This window comes from Staphylococcus caeli, from assembly GCF_051413795.1.
GTDB classification, from domain to species: Bacteria; Bacillota; Bacilli; order Staphylococcales; family Staphylococcaceae; genus Staphylococcus; species Staphylococcus caeli_A.
The window spans coordinates 1-20,627 of sequence record NZ_JBOIRQ010000029.1 but is presented as its reverse complement, the minus strand read 5'-3'; the positions used below and the strand labels follow the sequence as shown (position 1 = coordinate 20,627).

Here is a 20,627-nt window from a genome sequence, read left to right as displayed (position 1 = left end):
TAAATCATCGACCAAGAAAGTGTCTTAATTGGTGTACACCTTATGAAATTTTCACTGTAAGTCTGTTGCAGTTAAATTGACAATTCATCATGTATAAAAAATTAGTTGGTTTAGCTTTATTACAAGTGGTTTTTGATATGGTCTTCCTCAAAACTAAGTTTTCTAATAATTAATAGTTTGTCAAAATCTAAGAATATAAAAAGAGGGGGTAGACCTCCTCTTTTTAATTTTTATGTTTTATAAATTTAGAAATAACTGTAGCCTCGATAAAAAACAATAATAAAGTTAATTATAAAATTTACACCACCTAAATCTATTTATATATTATAATTGAATGGAATAGAGATAAAGGTGGGATGTTATGGTTTACCAAAGTGAATTTGCATTAGAAAAAGAAATGATGGAACAATTGGGATCCAATGGCTATGAAACTGTAACAATTAGGGATGAACAACAACTTTTAGATAATTTTCGTTCGATTTTAAATGAGCGTCATGTCGAGAAATTAAATGGAGAACCGTTAACAGATAAAGAATTTCAACGCTTATTAACGATGATAAATGGTAAAGGCATTTTTGAAAGTGCACGTATATTACGTGATAAATTACCTTTAAGACGTGATGATGAGTCTGAAGTATATTTATCATTTTTAGATACGAGAAACTGGTGTAAAAATAAATTTCAAATTACCAATCAAGTATCCGTAGATGATACATATAAAGCAAGATACGATGTCACAATATTAGTCAACGGCTTACCACTAGCTCAAATTGAGCTTAAGCGTCGTGGTATTGATATCAATGAAGCCTTTAATCAAGTGATGCGGTATAGAAAACAAAACTACACAGGTCTTTTCCGTTATATACAATTATTTATTATCAGTAATGGTATAGAAACCCGTTATATTTCTAATAATGATGGTGAAATTTTGAAAAGCCATATGTTTTATTGGAGCGACAATGACAATAAACGTATCAATACTTTGAGTGACTTTACTGTTACATTTTTAAGACCGTGTCATATCGCTAAAATGATTTCACGTTATATGATTTTAAATGAAACAGATCATATTCTTATGGCGATGCGACCATATCAAGTCCATGCTGTTGAAGCTTTAATACATCAAGCAACAGAAACAAGTAATAACGGCTATATATGGCATACAACGGGTAGTGGTAAAACATTAACTTCATTTAAAGCGAGTCAAGTATTATCAGAGCAAGATGATATCAAAAAAGTCATTTTCCTCGTCGACCGTAAAGATTTAGACAGCCAAACAGAAGAAGAGTTTAATAAATTCTCTAAAGGTTCAGTGGATAAGACGAATAATACAGCACAACTTGTTAAACAGTTAAAAGATAAGAGCTTACCGCTTATCGTTACGACGATTCAAAAAATGTCAAAAGCGATTCAAAATAATGCTGAAGCATTAGACCAGTATAAGACAGACAAAGTGGTCTTCATTATTGATGAATGTCATCGTAGCCAATTTGGGGATATGCACCGTATTGTTCGTCAACATTTTAATAATGCGCAATACTTTGGTTTCACTGGGACACCTCGTTTTGAAGAAAATCAAAGTCAAGACGGCCGAAGCACTGCCGATATCTTCGGTCGATGCTTACACTCTTACCTTATTAAAGATGCCATTCATGATGGTAATGTATTAGGTTTTTCAGTAGATTATATCAATACATTTAAATCTCAAAATATAAATACAGATTCAGAAGATATGGTTGAAGATATCAATAAAGATGAAGTGTGGATGGCAGATAAACGCGTTGAATTGATTGCTCGACATATTACAGAAAATCACGATAAATATACAAGAAATAGACAGTATTCAGCAATCCTAACTGTTCAAAGTATTCCTGCACTTGTAAAATATTACGACACTTTTAAAAAAATTAGTAAAGACTATGAACATCCATTAAAAGTAGCAGGCGTATTTTCTTATGCAGCAAATGAAGAAAGTAAAGAAGACGATGTGGATGAGGCGCATTCTAGAGATAAACTAGAAGAAGTTATGCAAGATTATAATCATAATTTTGGAACAAACTTTTCAACGGAGACTTTTCAAGAGTATTTTAATCATCTTTCTAAAAATGTTAAAAAGGGTGTTAAAGGTAATAAAATCGACGTGCTTATTGTGGTGAATATGTTCTTAACTGGGTTTGATAGTAAAGTCTTAAATACATTATATGTTGATAAGAACTTAAAATATCACGACTTAATCCAAGCTTATTCACGTACAAACCGTGTAGAAAAAGAAACGAAACCATTTGGGAAAATCGTTAATTATCGTGACCTGAAACGAAATACGGATAATGCTTTAAAACTTTTCTCTCAGACAGATGATACAGACCGTGTATTAATGAGAAACTTTGATGAGTATCAATCTGAATTTGTAGATGCTTTAGCCGAATTGAAGTCGGTGGCACTAAAACCCCAAGATATGGATAATGTCCAAGATGAAAACGAGAAAAAAGCGTTTGTAGAAGCTTTCCGTTTAGTTTCAAAACTTGTCTTACGATTGAAAGCATTCGATGAGTTTGATTTTACAAAAGAAAATATTGGTATGGATGAACAAGAATTCGAAGACTATAAGAGTAAATACTTTGCAATATATGATGAAGTGAAGCCAAAACGTGGCGAAGTTGAAAAAGTATCTATCTTAAATGACATTGATTTTGAAATAGAAATCTTACGTAATGATATGATAAATGTGTCCTATATTATGGACTTAGTTCGACAAATTGACTTGAAAGACAAAGTAGAACAACAACGTAATCGTGAACAAATTAGACGCATATTAGACAATGCGGATGATCCAACACTACGATTGAAACGTGACTTAATTCGAGAATTTATTGATGAAGTGGTACCTAAGTTATCTGAAGAAGATAACATTGATGAAGCTTATCTATTGTTTGAAAATGCGAAACGGGAAGAAGAGTTCAATGATTTCGCCCATCAACAAGCTGTTGATGAGCAAATACTTAAGACACTTACAGGTGAGTTCGAATATAGTGGTATTGTGAATCAAGACCACTTGAAAGATCTCGTTGGAGATAAAAAACTTAGAGAAAAACGTCAAACTAAAAAAGCAGTGACATCATTTATAGAAGAAGTCACAGAAAAATATAGTAGCTAGAAATGATATCAAACCTTCGTGATAATAAATATTACAGAGGTCTTGATATGGAGTACGCAGAAAAGCACTTTACTGCCAAACAAAATCACAATTATTAAATTTATGGGGGAAATGAAATGTCAATTACTGAGAAACAACGCCAACAACAGGCAGAATTACATAAACGCTTATGGTCCATTGCAAATGATTTAAGAGGTAATATGGATGCGAGTGAATTCCGTAACTATATTCTCGGACTCATCTTCTATCGATTTTTATCAGAAAAAGCTGAAACTGAAGTTGCTGAAGCATTATCAGGTGAAGATTTAACATATGAACAAGCTTGGGAAGATGAAGCATACCGCGAAGACTTAAAAGCTGAACTTATTGAGAATGTTGGTTATTTTATTGAACCACAAGATTTATTTAGTAGTATGGTTAAAGAAATTGAAAATCAACGCTTTGATATTGAACACTTAGCGCAAGCCATTAGAAAAGTAGAAACATCTACACTTGGACAAGATAGCGAAGATGATTTCATCGGTTTGTTCAGTGATATGGACTTAAGTTCTACAAGATTAGGTAACACAGTAAAAGATAGAACAGCACTACTAAGTAAAGTCATGGTTAATTTAGCAGACTTACCTTTTGTACATAGTGATCTAGAAATTGATATGTTAGGTGATGCTTATGAATTCTTAATTGGTCGCTTTGCGGCAAACGCTGGTAAAAAAGCAGGTGAATTCTATACACCTCAACAAGTCTCTAAAATATTAGCTCAAATAGTTACTCTAGGTAAAGATAAATTAAGAAATGTCTATGACCCTACGTGTGGTTCGGGTTCATTACTACTACGTGTAGGTAAAGAAACAACTGTTTATCGTTATAATGGTCAAGAACGAAATAATACAACATATAACTTGGCTCGAATGAATATGTTGTTACACAATGTGCGTTACGAAAACTTTGATATTCAAAATGATGACACGCTAGAAAATCCAGCTTTTTTAGATGAAAAGTTCGATGCTGTAGTAGCCAATCCACCTTACAGTGCCAAATGGTCTGCAGATAGTAAATTTAACGATGATGAACGCTTCAGTAATTATGGGATATTAGCGCCTAAATCTAAAGCCGACTTTGCCTTCATTCAACATATGGTGCATTATTTAGACGATGAAGGTACAATGGCCGTCGTCTTACCGCATGGTGTGTTATTCCGTGGCGCCGCCGAAGGTACGATTCGTAAATATTTAATTGAAGAGAAAAATTATTTAGACGCAGTTATTGGTTTACCTGCCAATATTTTCTATGGTACAAGCATTCCAACTTGTGTCCTCGTATTTAAGAAATGTCGCGAAGCAGATCAAGACGTATTATTTATTGATGCTTCTAACGAATTTGAAAAAGGTAAAAATCAAAATCACCTCACAGACGAACAAGTAGAAAAGATTATTAACACGTATAAAAACAGAGAAACAATTGATAAATATAGTTATGCGGCAAGTCTAAAAGAAATTGAAGACAATGATTATAATTTAAATATCCCAAGATATGTCGACACATTTGAAGAAGAAGAAGCAGTGGATTTAGATCAAGTTCAAAAAGATTTAAATCAAATAGACGATGAAATCGCGCAAGTAGAGGAAGAAATTTATGGTTATTTGAAAGAATTAGGAGTGTTGAACCATGACTAATGAAATGAAAAATGTTCCTGAGTTAAGGTTTCCTGAGTTTGAAGGGGAATGGAAAGAAAAGAAATTTGGAGAGTTTACTAAAACAAATCAAGGATTACAGATTGCTATTAGTGATAGAAAAACCGAGTTTACTCCGGGGTTATATTTTTATATAACTAATGAATTTTTAAAACCTAATAGTAAGACTCGCTATTATATTGCTAATCCTCCAGAGTCTGTTATAGCAAAGAAAAGTGATGTTTTAATGACTAGGACTGGTAATACAGGAAAAGTAATTACTGGCGTTAAAGGTGCTTTCCATAATAATTTTTTCAAAATTCAATTTGATCAATCACAATATAATAGATTATTTTTATTTGAAGTGTTAAAATCTCCAAAAATAAAAAATAAAATTCTATCTTTAGCGGGCACTTCAACAATCCCTGATTTAAATCATTCTGACTTTTATAGTATCACTTCCTGCTATCCTACAATTAATGAGCAACAAAAAATAGGTGATTTCTTTAGCAAACTCGATCGACAAATCGAATTAGAAGAACAAAAATTAGAGAAGTTAGAAGAACAGAAAAAGGGATATATGCAAAAGATTTTCTCACAAGAATTAAGGTTCAAAGATGAAAATGAGAATGGTTATCCTGATTGGATATTTGAGGAATTAAATAATATTTTCACTAAGTATCAAAATACGATTTATCTACATGATGATGAAGAATATAAAAGAATATCTATTTCTAACAAAGGGAAAATTACGCATAGAGATACAACTTTCGGAAAAATGATCGGTAGAAAAAGACAGTACTTAATTGATTTAAAAAAACATCCTAATACTTTAACATTTATAAGACAAGGGGTATTTTTAGGAGGAATTGGGTTTATTCCAAGTTCTTTAGATGGGTATATTGTGACAGAAAATATGCCCTTATTAAGTATGTCAGAAGAATATAGTAAAAAATTCATGACATCTCTATTTAGTTCCGAATCATATTATAAATCGGTGATATTTAAAAATTTACCTACAGGTAGTGCTCAAAAAGCATTACATGAAAAAGATTGGTTAAAAAGTTTTGTTAATATTACTGTTTATAGTGAACAAGAAAAAATCGGTGTCTTTTTTGAAAAGTAAGATAATTTAATTAAAAAACAATCAGTTAAAGTTGAGTTACTAAAAGAGAGAAAAAAAGGGTTTTTACAGAAGATGTTTGTGTAGGTACTGATAACAACCTATTATGTTAAGTAAAATAGCAGTTATTAATTTTTATGCTTCGATATAATAAAAATACTGGAAATGATAGCTGAAATTCAATCAAAAAAAGTATTATAAATTCTACAAGACTACTTCATTTTAATATATTTTCTTTAAAGTAGACATAAAAAATGGTTAATTTCGTTTAAAACGAGATTAACCATTTTTTATTATTAATTCATCTACTTGACCTAGAAGTTTCAAGTGTGAAGGGGTTAAATGTCCTATTATAATACTTTCTTCTTTTTTATTAGTATTTCAATAAAATCAGCCACTGCAAATACTTGTTCTTCATCTTGACCATGTTTTCGAACAGAAAGTATATTGTCTCTTATTTCATTATCTCCAACGACAATTGTGTATGGCACTTTCTTAATTTGTGATTGTCTTATTTTATAACCCATTTTTTCATTACTGCTATCGACAGTGACTCTAAATCCATTAGATTTTAGCTGCTTTTTAATCTGTTCTACATGAGCTAAATGTATTTTATTGTTCACTGGGATAAGATTAACTTGGTTTGGTGCCAACCATAATGGTAAGTTACCACCAAAATGTTCAAGTAAAATTCCTAAAAAGCGATCAATAGAACCATAGATTGCTCTATGAATAACGACAGGTCTTTCTTTTTCATTATATTCATTAATGTAATTTAAATCGAACTTTTCAGGCATTTGGAAATCAAGTTGGATTGTTCCACATTGATGGCTTCTCCCCAAAGCGTCTTTTATATGGATATCTATTTTAGGACCATAGAATGCGCCGTCTTTTTCATTAATTGTATATGCTAAGTTGTTATAGTTTAAAACATTTTCCAGTGATGTTTCAGCAAAATTCCATAAATTAATATCTCCCATATAGTCATCTGGACGTGTAGATAATTCAATACTATAATCAAATCCGAAAACAGTATATACCTTATCAATTAAATTTAGTACATTAAGTATTTCACTTTCTATTTGGTTTTGACTCACATAGATATGGGCATCGTCTTGATTGAATGTTCTCACTCTAAATAAACCATTTAACGAACCACTTAGCTCGTGGCGATGGACTTGTCCAAATTCAGCCATACGTATTGGTAAATCTCTGTATGAGTGATGCTCATTTTTATAAATTAGCATATGGCCAGGACAATTCATTGGTTTCAATGAATATGTTGCATCATCCACTTCAGTAAAATACATATTGTCTTTGTAGTGGTCCCAATGTCCACTATTTTTCCATAATGATTCATTCATTATAAAAGGTGTATAAACTTCCTCGTAATCCTCTTCAAATTGTAATTGTCGTAAGAGGTTTTGTAGTTCTAGACGTATGATTTGACCATTATTTTTATAAAAAGGCATACCGGGTGCATAATCAGAAAATGTAAATAAATTAAGTTCTTTACCTAATTTTCTATTATTGATTTTTTCATAGTGCTCAAGAAATTGCTCATGTGCTACTAAAGATTCACTATCAGAAAATGCGATACCTGAAATACGTTGCAATGGTTGATTGTTTGTATCTCTTAACCAATTTGTAGATGAGATGCTTTTAAGTTTATAATTTTTTAATTTTGATAGGTTTGTTATTAAAGGGTAGCTAATCAATGATTGATAACCATCAATTTCAGCAATTTTAAATATAAGTTCTTCATTATTTTCAACATGATAGGACATGTACTTTTTATCTTTTAAAAGCTTTTGAGCATATTCTTTTGATACGTCAAACACTTCTATTTTTGGATTAGACTTTAGTAGTTTATTTAGAGATTTGTTTATGATCTCCAAATCACCTTTATTAAGGTTTTTGTCCAGAGTTTGGAAATCACAATAAAAGTTTTCGTCACTAACACCGAAATCAGCAATCTCAAACCCTTCAAATTGTCGTTGAATGATATGTCCTAATAAAAATGACAATGTATACCTCATTGATTCTTCAGCTTTTTTATCTTCAAAAGTAATAAATTCCACTTTACTATCTTCTTTAATCTTATAATTTAATTCTTTTAATTCACCGTTAACATATCCTAGGGCAGCTTTTTTAGAGAAAGAGCTACCAATATTTTTAGCAATATGAAGTAACGTTGTTTCTTGGGGCACCTCCATTTCATTTTTATTTGGTAATTGAACGTTCACATTATCTTCAAACATTGATAACACTCCTTTATTTTATAATAAAAAAACTGCGCTTATCCCTATAGATATAGGGACGAGCGCAGTCTCGTGGTACCACCCAAATTTCCTTAACTGATTTATTAATCAATTAGGGCTCATTAGAATAACGTAACATGTTATTAAACGATGTATTTTCATACATATCTCCAAAGTAGTAAAGTATTTATGATTATAGAAGCTTTCAGCCGATGACCTCTATTCTCTGAGTATAATTTAAATACTTTTTCTTTTTCTCCGATCGTTATCTTAAATTATCTATCATCTTATATGAGTTGATTCGCTATTGCAACACTCAATTTCAAAATAATCAGATTTTAACATTTAATAAGCAATTAGGATCTACTATTATGTTAAAATTAAATAAATATATATTATGTTATATTTGGTTTAATAAAAGAAAATATAATTTAAAATACTGTTGGAATAGTGTTCATAGGGGATGAGTTAATGAAAAATATAATTGATAAGACATGGGTAGATTTTTATAAAGAATTTGCTGAAAAACTATTGGAATATTATAAAAATCGTATAGATTTAATTGAAAAAGTTAAAGAAATATACAATATGGCCGAAATTAAACTACCTACTTTAGAGAGAAGTAACGATTTAACAGATATTGATCCATTTACTGTTTTTGCTTTATTTAATAAAAGCAGTTTAAGTCTATCAAATAAAGTGAAATTATTGGAGCTATAGCAGAAATTTTTGAAATTAAGGCAGAATTACCAAAAAGTTTTGATAGTATTCCAACTGTTAATAATATGGGAGCTACGTTTTATTATTTTAAAGGTGACCGCAGTTCAACTGATATTGATGAACTATGGATGCTATTTAAGGTAGCATTAGAATTTGCCGAGGATTCTACGACGACTTCTCAAGAAAAATTCATAGTATATTTTGATAAAGTTATGTCTAAAAAAGGCATTCATAACAGTAAATTGACAAGTGGTTTATACTGGATTGCTCCAGAGAAATTTATCAATCTTGATTCTCGTTCTAGATGGTATATATATGAATCTGGTGAAATTTCTGGTGAAATAATAAATAAGTTACCTATAATAAATACCAAATTATCAGGCGAAGCGTACATAGAAATAATTGTTAGCATAGAAGATTATCTTTCTAATGAAGTAACGAAGGTTGATAACTTTATTGAATTGAGTTATGAGGCTTGGCGCTATTCCGAACAAATTAACTTACAAAAAAAAGATAAAAATACAAAAATTGAATTATCAGATGCAGATAAAGATGTGAAATCAAAAAACTATTGGATATTTTCTCCAGGATCTCAAGCAGTAAATTGGGATGAATTTTATGAAAAAGGAATTATGTCGATAGGTTGGGAAGAATTAGAAGATTTTTCAATGTATACAAGTAGAAGAGATATAAAAGAAAAGCTACAAGAAATTAATGGTAATACAAAAAGCTATATTAATATTACGAATGCTATATGGCAATTTACTAATGAAATGAAAATTGGAGATATTATTTATGTAAAAAAAGGCCAAAAACAAATAATTGGCTGGGGAATCGTTACTTCTGATCATGAGTATAATCCAGATCAAGATTTTAAAAACATTCGTACAATCGAATGGAAAGAAAAAGGAGAATGGATCACTTCTATAAAACCAGCTCCTAAAACATTGACCAATATTACACCATATAATGATTTTGTTGAAGAACTTAAAATGTTATTTGAAGAGGATAAAGTTGACATAGAAGATGAAATAGAAACCGCTTTACCACATTACGATAAAAAATATTTTTTAAATGATGTATTTATGGAAGAAGAGAATTATATTAAGTTAGTAAATTTGGTTAGGAAAAAGAAAAATATAATTTTACAAGGTGCTCCAGGTGTTGGTAAGACTTTTGTAGCTAAGCGATTAGCGTATTCTATGATGGGAGTTAAAGATAAAAAACGCGTTCAAATGGTTCAATTTCATCAAAATTATTCTTATGAGGATTTTGTTATGGGATTTAGGCCAACAGCATCAGGATTCGAACTTCGTAAAGGTACATTCTATAATTTTTGTAAGAGAGCAGAAAGTGATATAGAAAATGATTATTTCTTTATTGTTGATGAAATTAACCGTGGAAATCTAAGTAAGATTTTAGGAGAATTATTCATGTTAATAGAGAATGATAAACGCGGAACAGAGCTTCAATTATTATATGTAGACGAAAAGTTTTCTGTTCCCCCAAATATTTATATTCTTGGGATGATGAATACAGCTGATCGCAGTTTATCAATGTTAGATTATGCGTTGCGTAGACGATTTGCTTTTTATAATATGACAACAGGATTTTTGACAACAGGGTTTACTGCATACCAAGAAAAGCTAGCTAGCTCTAAATTTGATTCTCTTATTCAATGCATTTTAAATTTGAATTCTGAAATTAATAGTGATGAGTCACTTGGTGAAGGATTTATGATAGGCCATAGCTATTTCAGCAACTTATCAAGTGTTACAGACAATGAATTAGAGAATATAGTAGATTATGAAATTATCCCGTTAATAAAAGAATACTGGTTTGATGAACCAGATAAAGTAGATTTATGGTCGGAAAAATTACGAGGGGCTATTCAATGATAGCTATTAAGAATATATATTATATGCTGTCATATGCATATAAAGTGTTAAATGAAAAAGGTTATCGTAAAGTCGCGACGGAAGACTTCGAGAATGCTATTGATTTGTATGCAGCTATTCTAATTAAAGGTGTATCTATTCAACTAAAACGTGGGTTACATCATGAGTACGTAGAAGAAAAAGAATCTTTGAAAATGGTTCGAGGTAAAATTAATATCACAGAATCTATTAAAAATCTAGATATTATGAATCAAAGGCTCAATTGTTCATACGATGAGTTTTCGATTAATATTTACATGAATAAAATAATTAAAACTACCATGGTTTTGTTACTTAAAGCTGCAATTTCAAAAGAGAGAAAGAAAAAAATTAAAAAATTATTATTATTTTTTGACAAAGTAGATACATTAAATAGGCATAATATTAATTGGAATTTACAATTCACTCGTAATAATCAAACATATAAAATGTTAACAGCTATTTGTTATTTAATTATTAAAGGGCTATTACAGTCAAAAAAAGATGGAAGTAACCAATTTATGGATTACTCAGACGAGCAACAACTTTCACGTTTATTTGAAAAATTCACCTTTGAATATTATAGAAAAGAATTTCCACAATTAACTGTCACTGCGTCCCATATTCCTTGGATGGTGGATGATGGTGTTAAGGATATGTTACCTGTAATGAAGACCGATATTATCCTTTCATATAATAATAAATATTTAATAATTGATACTAAGTATTATGCTAAAACATTACAAAATAACTATAATACTAATACAATTCATTCAGGAAATCTGTATCAAATTTTCACCTATGTTAAAAATCTAAATCTAAAAGAAAAGTCAGCAAAAGTTTCAGGAATGTTACTTTACGCTAAAACGAATGAAAAAATAGTTCCCGACAATATTTATCAAATGAGCGGCAACCAGATTAGCGTGAAAACATTAGATCTAAATTGTGATTTCACTCAACTTTCAGAACAGTTGAACAAAATAGTGGTTGAATATTTTGAAATTTAAAATACTATTAGGACAATTAGTTTTAAATAACTAAGTTTACTTTTATAGTATTCTGATTTTCCAACAGTTTTGTATTCACTTTTCCCGCAGATAATTTCTTAGTCTGGAGTCTTCGGCTAGTAATTTTCTTAGGTGAGTGGTACTACTCACTATCAATACCATATAAATACACAACGGTAACAGAATAAGAATAAAATAGATCCCCCCTACAATATAGTAATGTTTAAGTAATAGATAAAGATAAAGGCGGAAAACATTATGAGCAAATTATTAAAGAAAAGTGAGCTAATGCAATCGTTAAAAATAAATAAAGACACTTTTCAAAATTGGAAGAAAGCTGGAATACCAATAGTTAAGGAGCAGAATGAAGAGTTCTTTGATATAGAACAAGTAAAGAATTGGCATAAAAAGATAACAGAAGCAATTGATAATCTAATTATTGATAAAAAGTACGACAATAATACGATTAGTGATATATTCAAATGTTCACAGCAGGGAGGTATGCGACGTTCTCATTTAACTAATACACTAGTATTATTCTCGGATCATACAAATAATGTTTATAGAGATCAGACAGTAATAGATGATAAAGGAAATGAAACATTGCATTACACAGGTATGGGGCTAAAAGGTGATCAAGATATTGATTATATGCAAAATAAGACTTTAAATCATTCTAAAGATTTAAGTATTAAAGTATATCTGTTTGAATCATTTACTTCGGGCGAACATATCTTTCGTGGTGAAGTGAGGTTGTCTGATAAACCTTACACCACAGAACAAAATGATAGAAAAATATGGATTTTTCCTCTAACTTTTAATAATAGTGAATATTATATCCCAGGAAATATCTCGGACGAGAAATATAGAGAGCAGGCCAATATAATAGATAAACTCAGTGATAATGATGTATATGAACGTGCTATTCAGGCAAAACACATAGAAAGAAAGGAAGCTGTTACTAAAGTGTTTGTTAGAAATATTCATGTAACTGCACATGTTAAGAATAGATCTAATGGCTATTGTGATTTATGTAATGAACCAGCGCCCTTTAAGGATCGGAATGGGAGAGCATACCTTGAATGCCACCATGTAGAATGGCTCGCTAACGGTGGGGAGGATAGTATAGATAATGCTGTTGCTTTAGACCCTAATTGCCACAGGAAAATGCATGAATTAAATTTAAAATCTGATGTAAAATTTCTGAAAGATAGACTTAATTATTATCAAAGCAAGAATTTATAAAAACCTTAGTTATACAGCTATAAAAATCATATCATTACATAATAAGCAGGAGTGCATCACTTGTGATACACTCCTGCTTATTGGTTTTAATAGAATAGAATATAGAGAGCATTGAAAGACAGTAAAATTAGGTTATTTCATGTAATGTGAAAAATTGTAATGTTATTAGTGCAATTAATAAATACAAAGCTTCAAGTTAACCTCTAAATTATACTTCCACTTCATCGCCCATTTGAGCTTCAAAGTCATCGAGCAATGCGAGTGCTTCGTCTGTCGAGTGTGTTTGCATCAATTGATGTCTTAGTTCACTAGCGCCTCTGATGCCACGTACATAAATTTTAAAGAATCTGCGTAAAGGCTTGTATTGTCGCTCTTCATCTTTTGAATATTTGTTAAACAATGCTAGATGTAATCTCAGTAATCCTAATAGCTCTTTGCTTGAATGTTCACGAGGCTCTTTTTCAAATGCAAAAGGATTATGGAAAATACCTCGTCCAATCATTACACCATCGATGCCATATTTTTCTGCAAGTTCTAGACCTGTTTTTCTATCTGGAATATCACCATTAATCGTTAACAATGTATTTGGTGCGATCTCGTCACGCAATTTTTTAATTTCTTCGATTAATTCCCAGTGTGCATCTACTTTACTCATCTCTTTGCGGGTACGGAGGTGAATAGATAAATTTGCAATATCCTGCTTGAAGACGTGTCTTAACCAATCTCGCCATTCATCGATTTCATAATATCCGAGACGTGTTTTAACACTTACCGGTAGACCTCCCGCTTTAGCAGCTTGGATAATTTCAGCCGCAGTTTCAGGGCAAAGAATTAGGCCAGAACCCTTACCCTTACTTGCAACATTAGCTACTGGACAGCCCATATTCAAATCAATACCTTTAAAGCCCATCTCTGCCATGCCGATGCTCATTTCTCGAAAATGCTCTGGCTTGTCTCCCCAAATATGAGCAACCATAGGCTGTTCATCCTCACTGAATGTTAAGCGTCCACGCACACTGTGTATCCCTTCAGGGTGGCAAAAGCTCTCAGTATTTGTAAATTCAGTGAAAAATACATCGGGTCTAGCTGCTTCACTAACAACGTGACGAAAGACGATATCTGTTACATCTTCCATTGGCGCTAAAATAAAAAATGGACGTGGTAATTCACGCCAAAAATTTTCTTTCATAATATATTTAAACCTTCTTTTCTCTTAATATCTCGACTTTTTATACATGATGATATTACCATAAATTAACAGGATATTGAATAGTAACAAACTAAATAAGAAAATGTCTCTAATTATTGTAAAATAAGTATTATAATTATGATAAGTGCTTATTCATTTTTAGTACAATGTGTTTAAAATAATAGTGAAATGTAGCTTACTTCATTTATAGTGAAGAATAAAGTTTAAGTGTTGAAAACGTTTGGTTGTAAATAGTTATAAACGAATTATAGGGTAGTTATTCCATTAAAAGAGGTGTGTCCTATGGCTAAACTAGACAATGTACTTGCAATTCTTTGGATGCTTAATTCAAATAAAAAGGTTACTGCAAAGCAAATTTCAGATAAGTTAGAGATGAATATCAGAACGGTTTATCGTTATATGGATACACTTTCAAAGAGTGGTGTGCCTATAATTTCAGATACTGGACATAATGGCGGATACACATTATTAAAAGATTTTATTGAAGCCCCGCTATTTTTTAATTCTGAGGAACAAACAGCATTATGTCATGCTGCAAATTTTGCAGAAGAAGCGGGTTATTACGGTGGAAAATCTTTAAACAGTGCTATTACAAAGTTAAGAAATTATTCGAACTTGGATCAAGAAATTGAAATAGAGAAACATACTGCTAGTCTCGAAGTGATTATGAGAAGTAACACATATCCTTTAAGGAGCCATTTGGAAGTATTAGAATATTCTGTTGCTGAAAGAAATTCTGTAATTATTTCATATCGAAAAGGCGGCGATGACGTATCACAAGACAGACAGGTTGATCCATATAGAATAATTTATTGGAAAAACAAATGGTATTTGGTCGCATATTGCCATCTTAGGGACGATGTTCGAACTTTCAGAGTGGACCGAATAGATAGTCTCATATTAACTGAAGACACGTTTGAACAGCTTGAAGATTTCTCAATAGACAACTATTTCATGGGTAATTTATTGCCAATTATGGAAAATGAAGGTGCAACAACACGTTTAGTAATTCGTGGAGAGGTGAGTACATTAGATGATGTGTGTCAGCATTGGTTTCTCGGACATTACTTAAAAGATAGAGCATTCAACCAAGCAGAATTTCAACTTGAAGAAGAGATAATGCATAAATACGTGCCCCAAATATTACTGCCATTTGGTAAAGGGATTGAAGTTGTAGCACCATTAAGTCTAAAAGAAGAAATTATTAACAACCTGTCTGATTTAATAGCGTTTTATCAAAAATAATAGCTTCCTTGACGTTAGGTGTCAGGGAAGCTATGTTACGTTTTGCTATATTAATAGCGAATGGAGAATAATTTTATGAAAATATCAAAAGTATACCTTTATGTATTTAATACAATGTCAGATTGGGAGTATGGTTATTTAATAGCTGAATTGAATTCAGGAAGATATTTTAAAAATGGCTTAGATCCAATAAACGTAATTACTGTAGGCGCTAGTAAAGAATTAGTAAAAACGATGGGTGGGATACATATAGTGCCAGATACGACTATTGATAAATGTATGTTAGAACGTAATGATTTATTAATTTTACCTGGAGGAACGAATTGGAGTGATCAAATACATCAACCAGTCAAAGCATGCGTTGGAAAGGCGTTAGATAAAGGGACAGTTGTTGCTGCGATTTGTGGTGCAGTAGATGGATTAGCTAATAGTGGGCATTTAGATAGTAGAAAACATACTAGTAATAACTTAGATTACACTAAATTGACATGTCCAAATTACAAGGGCGAAGAATTTTTTGAAATGAAGACAGCTATATCTGATGAAAATTTAATTACTGCGTCAGGTATTGCACCGCTAGAATTTGCTAAGGAAGTGTTGGAAAAGATAGACGTATTTGAGGAAGATACGTTAGAAGCATGGTATAAATTAAATAAGACACATAGAGAAGAATACTTTTATCAATTGATGAATTCGATGGATAGATCAAAACATGGTTGAAAATAATTAAGGTTATAGAGGTGGAAAATGCTTATAAAACATTCTTGTGAATTAGATAAAATGGAAAAAGAACAGTTAATTCGAGATATTTTAAAAGATGAGGTAATGGTCATCTCCTCAGGAGTATATCAACTATCCAGTTTACCTAGTATAGTCGCTATTGAGGATAAGAAGATTAAAGGCGTGCTTACTTTCAAAGTGTTTGGTCAGTACTTAGAAGTGATTTCATTAGAAAGTTTTGAACAAAATAGGGGTATTGGAACTATGTTACTGAAAAAAGTAGAAGAAATCGCAAAAGATATGAGTATAAATGAAATAAAGATTATTACTACAAATGATAATTTGGATGCCTTAAAGTTTTATCAAAAAAGAGGCTACAGATTAGTTGAAATAATAACGGATTCTGTTAATAAAGCTAGATTAGAGAAAATAACAATTCCTGTGTTTGGTGACAATGGTATCCGAATACAGGATGAAATAATCTTGAAAAAGAGCATAACCAGTTAATACTAAATTAAAAAAACTTAATATGACCAAAATCATAAAAAGACTGGCTTCACGTCAGTCTTTTACGCATTTCTACAAGCCCAACAATTTTTCAACTTTTGCAGTCACGGTCTGCACATCTTTATTCACTTTTTCTGGTGTAGTGTTACTTCTATTTAAATTATCTACATGTAATACCGAAATATCGTAAATACCGAAGAGATTTAATGGATATTTCATAACTTTATAACCCAAATTTCCTTTTAATTTATGAAAAATCTCGGGGCCACCTTGTGTATATATGATAATTACTTTTTTGCCTTTCCATAGACCTTTTTTAAAATATTGTTTTTTCTTAAAACTAAATGCACGTTCTGGCCAAAACGTTTGATCAATAAAACTTTTTAGGACAGCTGGTACATTAAACCAATATAAAGGATAAATAAAGATTAAAGTTGTAGAATCTTCAATTTGATGAACCATGTTCTCTTGTTGAGGAGTTAGTGGCGTGTGGTAGCCATTACTTAAAAAGAAAGCCATATCTGTCTGTTGTAAATTTATATTATAAATCTTATTTTCTGGTAGTTTTTGAATCACATTTTGATAAACATCGTAACAAACGCCTGACTGATTACCTCCATATATAACACTAATCATGGTAATTACCTCTTTCCTTCAATGTTTGAAAGATTTCATTTTTATTGATTTCATAGTTTTCATCTTTAGCCAAATTATGTAGCTTTTTTAATTTTTTAAGGATATACATTTTATTATTTAGCTGCTCCTCTTTTTCTAAAATCAATTGTTGGAGAAAGTCGTTAGATTGCGCATTACAACTTTTTGAAATGGGTTTATTAAATAAATGAATGACATATTTAATATTTTGTAATTCGATATCAAGTGCTTTTAAATCCACAATTAATTGTAATGTGAATAAGGTATTTTCATTAAAATTACGATAATTTTGTAAGTTTGCTTCCTGTGTAGTTTTTAAATAATAGCTTTATTAAAAATGGAGTGAATATGGCTGGTACAAATGACAGAACGGTAGCAATAGCCAAATCCTTTGTAGATTCAGGACTTGCTAGTTCCCAATTGATAAGAAGTATTAAACCACCACAAATAAAGCGATATAGTGCAGTAACTATTAAGTAATTATTCATTTTCAACATCACTACAATCGAAAATTTTATTTGCTAAATCATTGGCTTTTTGGATATGTTTGTAAGTTTTTATTGTTGGTAAATCAAGCCAGTTAAATTGAACAAGCCCTTCACGATCACTCCAATTTTCAGGGTCTCCAACACGATTTCCTACTTTTTTTAATAAATTTATTCTTCTAATTTCAGTATATTGAGATAAATCTGGATAATTAATTTTGCTAATTACACCTTTTTTAGCTTTCATAAAGGCTATAGCAGATGTCTTTTGAGGCTCAAAATTGAGGGAGAGATGATTTGTATTATTAATATACATAGAGATATGCAGCTGATAGGGATTGATGCCATAAGAGGTTTCAACTAAGTCCATAATTGCATCGCCTCCAGGTCTAGCTGCAGCTTCAATAACATAAAGTTTGTTATCTTTTATTTTTATTTCAACATGGGCAACACCACGGTTAATGCCTAAAGCGTTACATGCTTGTATAGCAAGTTGTCTAATATTTGAATCTCTATTACGATGACTTGGGACGAGGTGACCCATTTCAGTAAACCAAGGTCTAGGTGATAAATATTTTTCAGTAATTGTAATCACTTCGTAGAAATCATGACCACATAACACTTCGACTGAAACTTCATCATCACTATCGATAAATTCTTCGATTAAAAATTCATTTTTGGATACTTGAAAAGCATCAGCATAGACATCCATTGTTTCTTGGGATTTAATATAGGCGTCAATACATTCTTTTTTATTATGGGCCCAATAAACGCCGCCACTTCCTCCGAAATCAATCGGCTTTATGACTACTGGAAAATTAAAATCATTCACAAGTCGTTCTAATTGTTGAATGTTACTAAAACGTATAGATTTGGGCGTTTGTACATGATTACTTTCAAATAAAGCTTTCATGATGTGTTTATTCCTACAAGCTTCTACGACTTTATCTTCTAAGTAACACAAACCGTAGTCTTGATTTAATCTATTTGCAACTTTAAGTGTCCAATCGTTTAATGGGACAATCGCTTTAGGTAGATATCCTAGAGTCTTATAATGATCTATTTCACTTTTTATTTCTTCATAATTCAAAGGATTAGCATTAATACAAAAATCGAAGTAAGCGTTGTATTGATACTTTGCATTTTTTATAGCTGTCCATATTTCAAAATCTCCAATTGCTTTACCACCAGCAAATGAGCGTTCTCTTAGAAATTGATCCGCACCTAATAACAGTAAATAACTTTTCATGATGGCCACCTCAATTTTATGTTTTAGTTATTATATAAAAATGATACCATATTTTATTTAGTTTAAAAATATAGATAAAATCAATTTGACGGTATTTATTTTAAGATGAGTCTCTATGTAAATGTAATTTTAGAAATGCTTATAAAAATAAATTAATAAAAAAGGATGTAAAAATTTTACCGGTTGAACTTAAAATAAGCCATAAATATATAAGTGAAAAAGTTTGTAGTAATTTTAAAGTTTTATAATTTTACTTTGAGAGGTTGTTTTTTTACCATGTGTGATTTTTTATACATAAAATCGAATTAATTGTTTATCATTTTTCTAGGTAAATCTATCATAGTTATTAAGGAGATTGAAAATATTTATGAAAATTTTTAGAGAATATATATCAAGAAGGCAAAATAGATATTCTATTCGCAAGTTTACAATTGGAACAGCATCAATATTATTGGGTTCATTGCTAATAATGGGAAATAATAATGAAGCAAGTGCATCTGAAGAAAGTAAATTGACCAAAAGTGAAATTGATTTTAACAATGATATAAAACAATTTAAGGATCTCGAAAAAGAAGATACCAAAGAAAAAGATAGTATTAGCGAAAATTTAGCAGATGATAAAGTAGAAAATAGTAGCAATCAGAAAGATTTTGAAGAAGAACTTAATATAAATACATTACAAAAAAACACTCAAACAGAAGAGCAAAATAAAACTAATAAAGAGTTAGCGGAAGAAACTATTAATAAGAAAAACACTGAAGATACAAAAATATCTGAAAAGGGAGATCCAATACAAGAAAATAATAAAACTAATAAAGATGTAGTTGAAAACATAGTTAATAATACTACTACTGAAAGCGAAAGAAAAAAGTATTTAAATATTAATAAAGAAGAGGTTGAAAAGCCAAAAGAAAAAGAAATAACAAAAAACAAAGATATTAAACATGAAGAAGCGAAAGCCCTTTATTCTCCTACAAAATTTCAGAGTAGGAACGCAGTAAATTATAGTTCTAGAGCTGCAGATAGAAAATTCAAACTCTCAAATCAATACGTGGAAATTGAAGAAGGAAATGATATACCAACTATAACAGTTAGTGGCGTTAAAATAGGTGGTAGATTATTTGTTCCAGCTGGGTCTTCATCAACTCAAAATCCTGATTGGATTAAAATTGATATTAAATCAATTAGAAAAACAGTGACTGGTAGACCTGTAATTAATGATTGGAAAAAAGGAGAAACATCAAGAGATTATATGGCAACTATTGGCTGGAAAGCTAACAATTCTAGTGAGACTTATGTTGCTAATATTTTTATTGTCGTAAAAAGAAATATGGCAATTTCACCAGAAATTCCAGAAGTACCAATCGATACAACAGCGCCAGAAGCACCAACGGTGAATAGAGTAACAAGCGAAGATAGCCAAGTAAGTGGAGCAGCAGAAGCAGGCTCGACAGTAAAAGT

At 30.9% G+C, this 20,627-nt stretch carries 15 protein-coding genes and 1 pseudogene; 11 read left to right on the top strand and 5 right to left on the bottom strand.

Going from position 1 to position 20,627, the window contains the following annotated elements; translation table 11 throughout:
* Positions 1-361 precede the first annotated feature (361 nt).
* From ACSULM_RS11560 to ACSULM_RS11550, 3 genes and pseudogenes are all read left to right on the top strand, one after another.
* The gene (locus ACSULM_RS11560; RefSeq protein ID WP_436862909.1) at positions 362-3,154 is read left to right on the top strand and encodes a type I restriction endonuclease subunit R; all 2,793 of its coding nucleotides are present in this window, start codon (positions 362-364) and stop codon (positions 3,152-3,154) included.
* Positions 3,155-3,270: 116 nt separating this feature from the next.
* A complete protein-coding gene (locus ACSULM_RS11555; protein WP_436862907.1) occupies positions 3,271-4,827 on the top strand; it encodes a type I restriction-modification system subunit M in 1,557 nt (518 codons plus the stop codon).
* Positions 4,820-5,470 (top strand): annotated as a pseudogene (locus tag ACSULM_RS11550) (restriction endonuclease subunit S); the annotation flags it as partial. The gene ACSULM_RS11555 and the pseudogene ACSULM_RS11550, both read left to right, overlap by 8 nt.
* An 827-nt stretch (positions 5,471-6,297) precedes the next feature.
* Here the strand turns inward: ACSULM_RS11550 and thrS are convergent.
* Positions 6,298-8,208, bottom strand: coding sequence for a threonine--tRNA ligase (gene thrS / locus ACSULM_RS11545; RefSeq protein WP_436862904.1), 1,911 nt, complete (start codon positions 8,206-8,208; stop codon positions 6,298-6,300).
* 471 nt (positions 8,209-8,679) lie between these two features.
* On the opposite strand from thrS, the gene ACSULM_RS11540 reads away from it, so the two are divergent.
* From ACSULM_RS11540 to ACSULM_RS11525, 4 genes are all read left to right on the top strand, one after another.
* The gene (locus ACSULM_RS11540; protein ID WP_436862902.1) at positions 8,680-8,928 is read left to right on the top strand and encodes a hypothetical protein; all 249 of its coding nucleotides are present in this window, start codon (positions 8,680-8,682) and stop codon (positions 8,926-8,928) included.
* Positions 8,929-8,993: 65 nt separating this feature from the next.
* Positions 8,994-10,826 (top strand): AAA family ATPase, encoded by a 1,833-nt coding sequence (locus tag ACSULM_RS11535; protein WP_436862899.1) that lies wholly within the window; start codon positions 8,994-8,996, stop codon positions 10,824-10,826.
* A complete protein-coding gene (mcrC, locus tag ACSULM_RS11530; protein WP_436862897.1) occupies positions 10,823-11,851 on the top strand; it encodes a 5-methylcytosine-specific restriction endonuclease system specificity protein McrC in 1,029 nt (342 codons plus the stop codon). The genes ACSULM_RS11535 and mcrC overlap by 4 nt, the downstream gene beginning before the upstream one ends.
* Positions 11,852-12,109: 258 nt before the next feature.
* A complete protein-coding gene (locus ACSULM_RS11525) occupies positions 12,110-13,096 on the top strand; it encodes an HNH endonuclease (RefSeq protein WP_436862894.1) in 987 nt (328 codons plus the stop codon).
* A 208-nt stretch (positions 13,097-13,304) separates the two neighbouring features.
* Here the strand turns inward: ACSULM_RS11525 and ACSULM_RS11520 are convergent, their stop codons facing one another.
* A complete protein-coding gene (locus ACSULM_RS11520) occupies positions 13,305-14,285 on the bottom strand; it encodes a tRNA dihydrouridine synthase (protein WP_436862891.1) in 981 nt (326 codons plus the stop codon).
* Positions 14,286-14,588: 303 nt separating this feature from the next.
* Between ACSULM_RS11520 and ACSULM_RS11515 the strand changes: the two genes are divergently transcribed.
* The 3 genes from ACSULM_RS11515 (at position 14,589) to ACSULM_RS11505 (ending at position 16,778) form a co-directional block, all read left to right on the top strand.
* Complete coding sequence (locus tag ACSULM_RS11515) at positions 14,589-15,551, top strand: helix-turn-helix transcriptional regulator (RefSeq protein WP_436862890.1); 963 nt, start codon at positions 14,589-14,591, stop codon at positions 15,549-15,551.
* 75 nt (positions 15,552-15,626) lie between these two features.
* Positions 15,627-16,271: a type 1 glutamine amidotransferase family protein gene (locus tag ACSULM_RS11510; RefSeq protein ID WP_436862888.1), complete on the top strand. Its 645-nt coding sequence runs from the start codon at positions 15,627-15,629 to the stop codon at positions 16,269-16,271.
* Between the two features lie 27 nt (positions 16,272-16,298).
* Positions 16,299-16,778 carry a GNAT family N-acetyltransferase gene (locus ACSULM_RS11505; RefSeq protein WP_436862885.1) on the top strand — a complete coding sequence of 160 codons (480 nt, stop codon included), beginning with the start codon at positions 16,299-16,301 and terminating at the stop codon, positions 16,776-16,778.
* 72 nt (positions 16,779-16,850) lie between these two features.
* Here ACSULM_RS11505 and ACSULM_RS11500 read toward each other — a convergent pair whose 3' ends face one another.
* From ACSULM_RS11500 to ACSULM_RS11490, 3 genes are all read right to left on the bottom strand, one after another.
* On the bottom strand, positions 16,851-17,414 hold the full coding sequence (locus ACSULM_RS11500) for an NAD(P)H-dependent oxidoreductase (protein ID WP_436862883.1): 564 nt from the start codon (positions 17,412-17,414) through the stop codon (positions 16,851-16,853).
* Positions 17,407-17,673, bottom strand: coding sequence for a hypothetical protein (locus ACSULM_RS11495; RefSeq protein WP_436862880.1), 267 nt, complete (start codon positions 17,671-17,673; stop codon positions 17,407-17,409). The genes ACSULM_RS11500 and ACSULM_RS11495 overlap by 8 nt, the downstream gene beginning before the upstream one ends.
* Before the next feature lie 239 nt (positions 17,674-17,912).
* Positions 17,913-19,166, bottom strand: coding sequence for an ATP-grasp domain-containing protein (locus ACSULM_RS11490; RefSeq protein WP_436862878.1), 1,254 nt, complete (start codon positions 19,164-19,166; stop codon positions 17,913-17,915).
* A 367-nt stretch (positions 19,167-19,533) separates the two neighbouring features.
* Between ACSULM_RS11490 and ACSULM_RS11485 the strand changes: the two genes are divergently transcribed.
* Positions 19,534-20,627 (top strand): YSIRK-type signal peptide-containing protein (locus ACSULM_RS11485; protein ID WP_436862875.1); only part of this gene is annotated, 1,094 nt, incomplete at its 3' end.

Coding starts and splice junctions, on each gene's coding strand:
- ACSULM_RS11560 (WP_436862909.1), top strand. CDS start 362: ATGGTTTACCAAAGTGAATTTGCATTAGAAAAAGAAATGATGGAACAA.
- ACSULM_RS11555 (WP_436862907.1), top strand. CDS start 3,271: ATGTCAATTACTGAGAAACAACGCCAACAACAGGCAGAATTACATAAA.
- thrS (WP_436862904.1), bottom strand. CDS start 8,208: ATGTTTGAAGATAATGTGAACGTTCAATTACCAAATAAAAATGAAATG.
- ACSULM_RS11540 (WP_436862902.1), top strand. CDS start 8,680: ATGAAAAATATAATTGATAAGACATGGGTAGATTTTTATAAAGAATTT.
- ACSULM_RS11535 (WP_436862899.1), top strand. CDS start 8,994: ATGGGAGCTACGTTTTATTATTTTAAAGGTGACCGCAGTTCAACTGAT.
- mcrC (WP_436862897.1), top strand. CDS start 10,823: ATGATAGCTATTAAGAATATATATTATATGCTGTCATATGCATATAAA.
- ACSULM_RS11525 (WP_436862894.1), top strand. CDS start 12,110: ATGAGCAAATTATTAAAGAAAAGTGAGCTAATGCAATCGTTAAAAATA.
- ACSULM_RS11520 (WP_436862891.1), bottom strand. CDS start 14,285: ATGAAAGAAAATTTTTGGCGTGAATTACCACGTCCATTTTTTATTTTA.
- ACSULM_RS11515 (WP_436862890.1), top strand. CDS start 14,589: ATGGCTAAACTAGACAATGTACTTGCAATTCTTTGGATGCTTAATTCA.
- ACSULM_RS11510 (WP_436862888.1), top strand. CDS start 15,627: ATGAAAATATCAAAAGTATACCTTTATGTATTTAATACAATGTCAGAT.
- ACSULM_RS11505 (WP_436862885.1), top strand. CDS start 16,299: ATGCTTATAAAACATTCTTGTGAATTAGATAAAATGGAAAAAGAACAG.
- ACSULM_RS11500 (WP_436862883.1), bottom strand. CDS start 17,414: ATGATTAGTGTTATATATGGAGGTAATCAGTCAGGCGTTTGTTACGAT.
- ACSULM_RS11490 (WP_436862878.1), bottom strand. CDS start 19,166: ATGAAAAGTTATTTACTGTTATTAGGTGCGGATCAATTTCTAAGAGAA.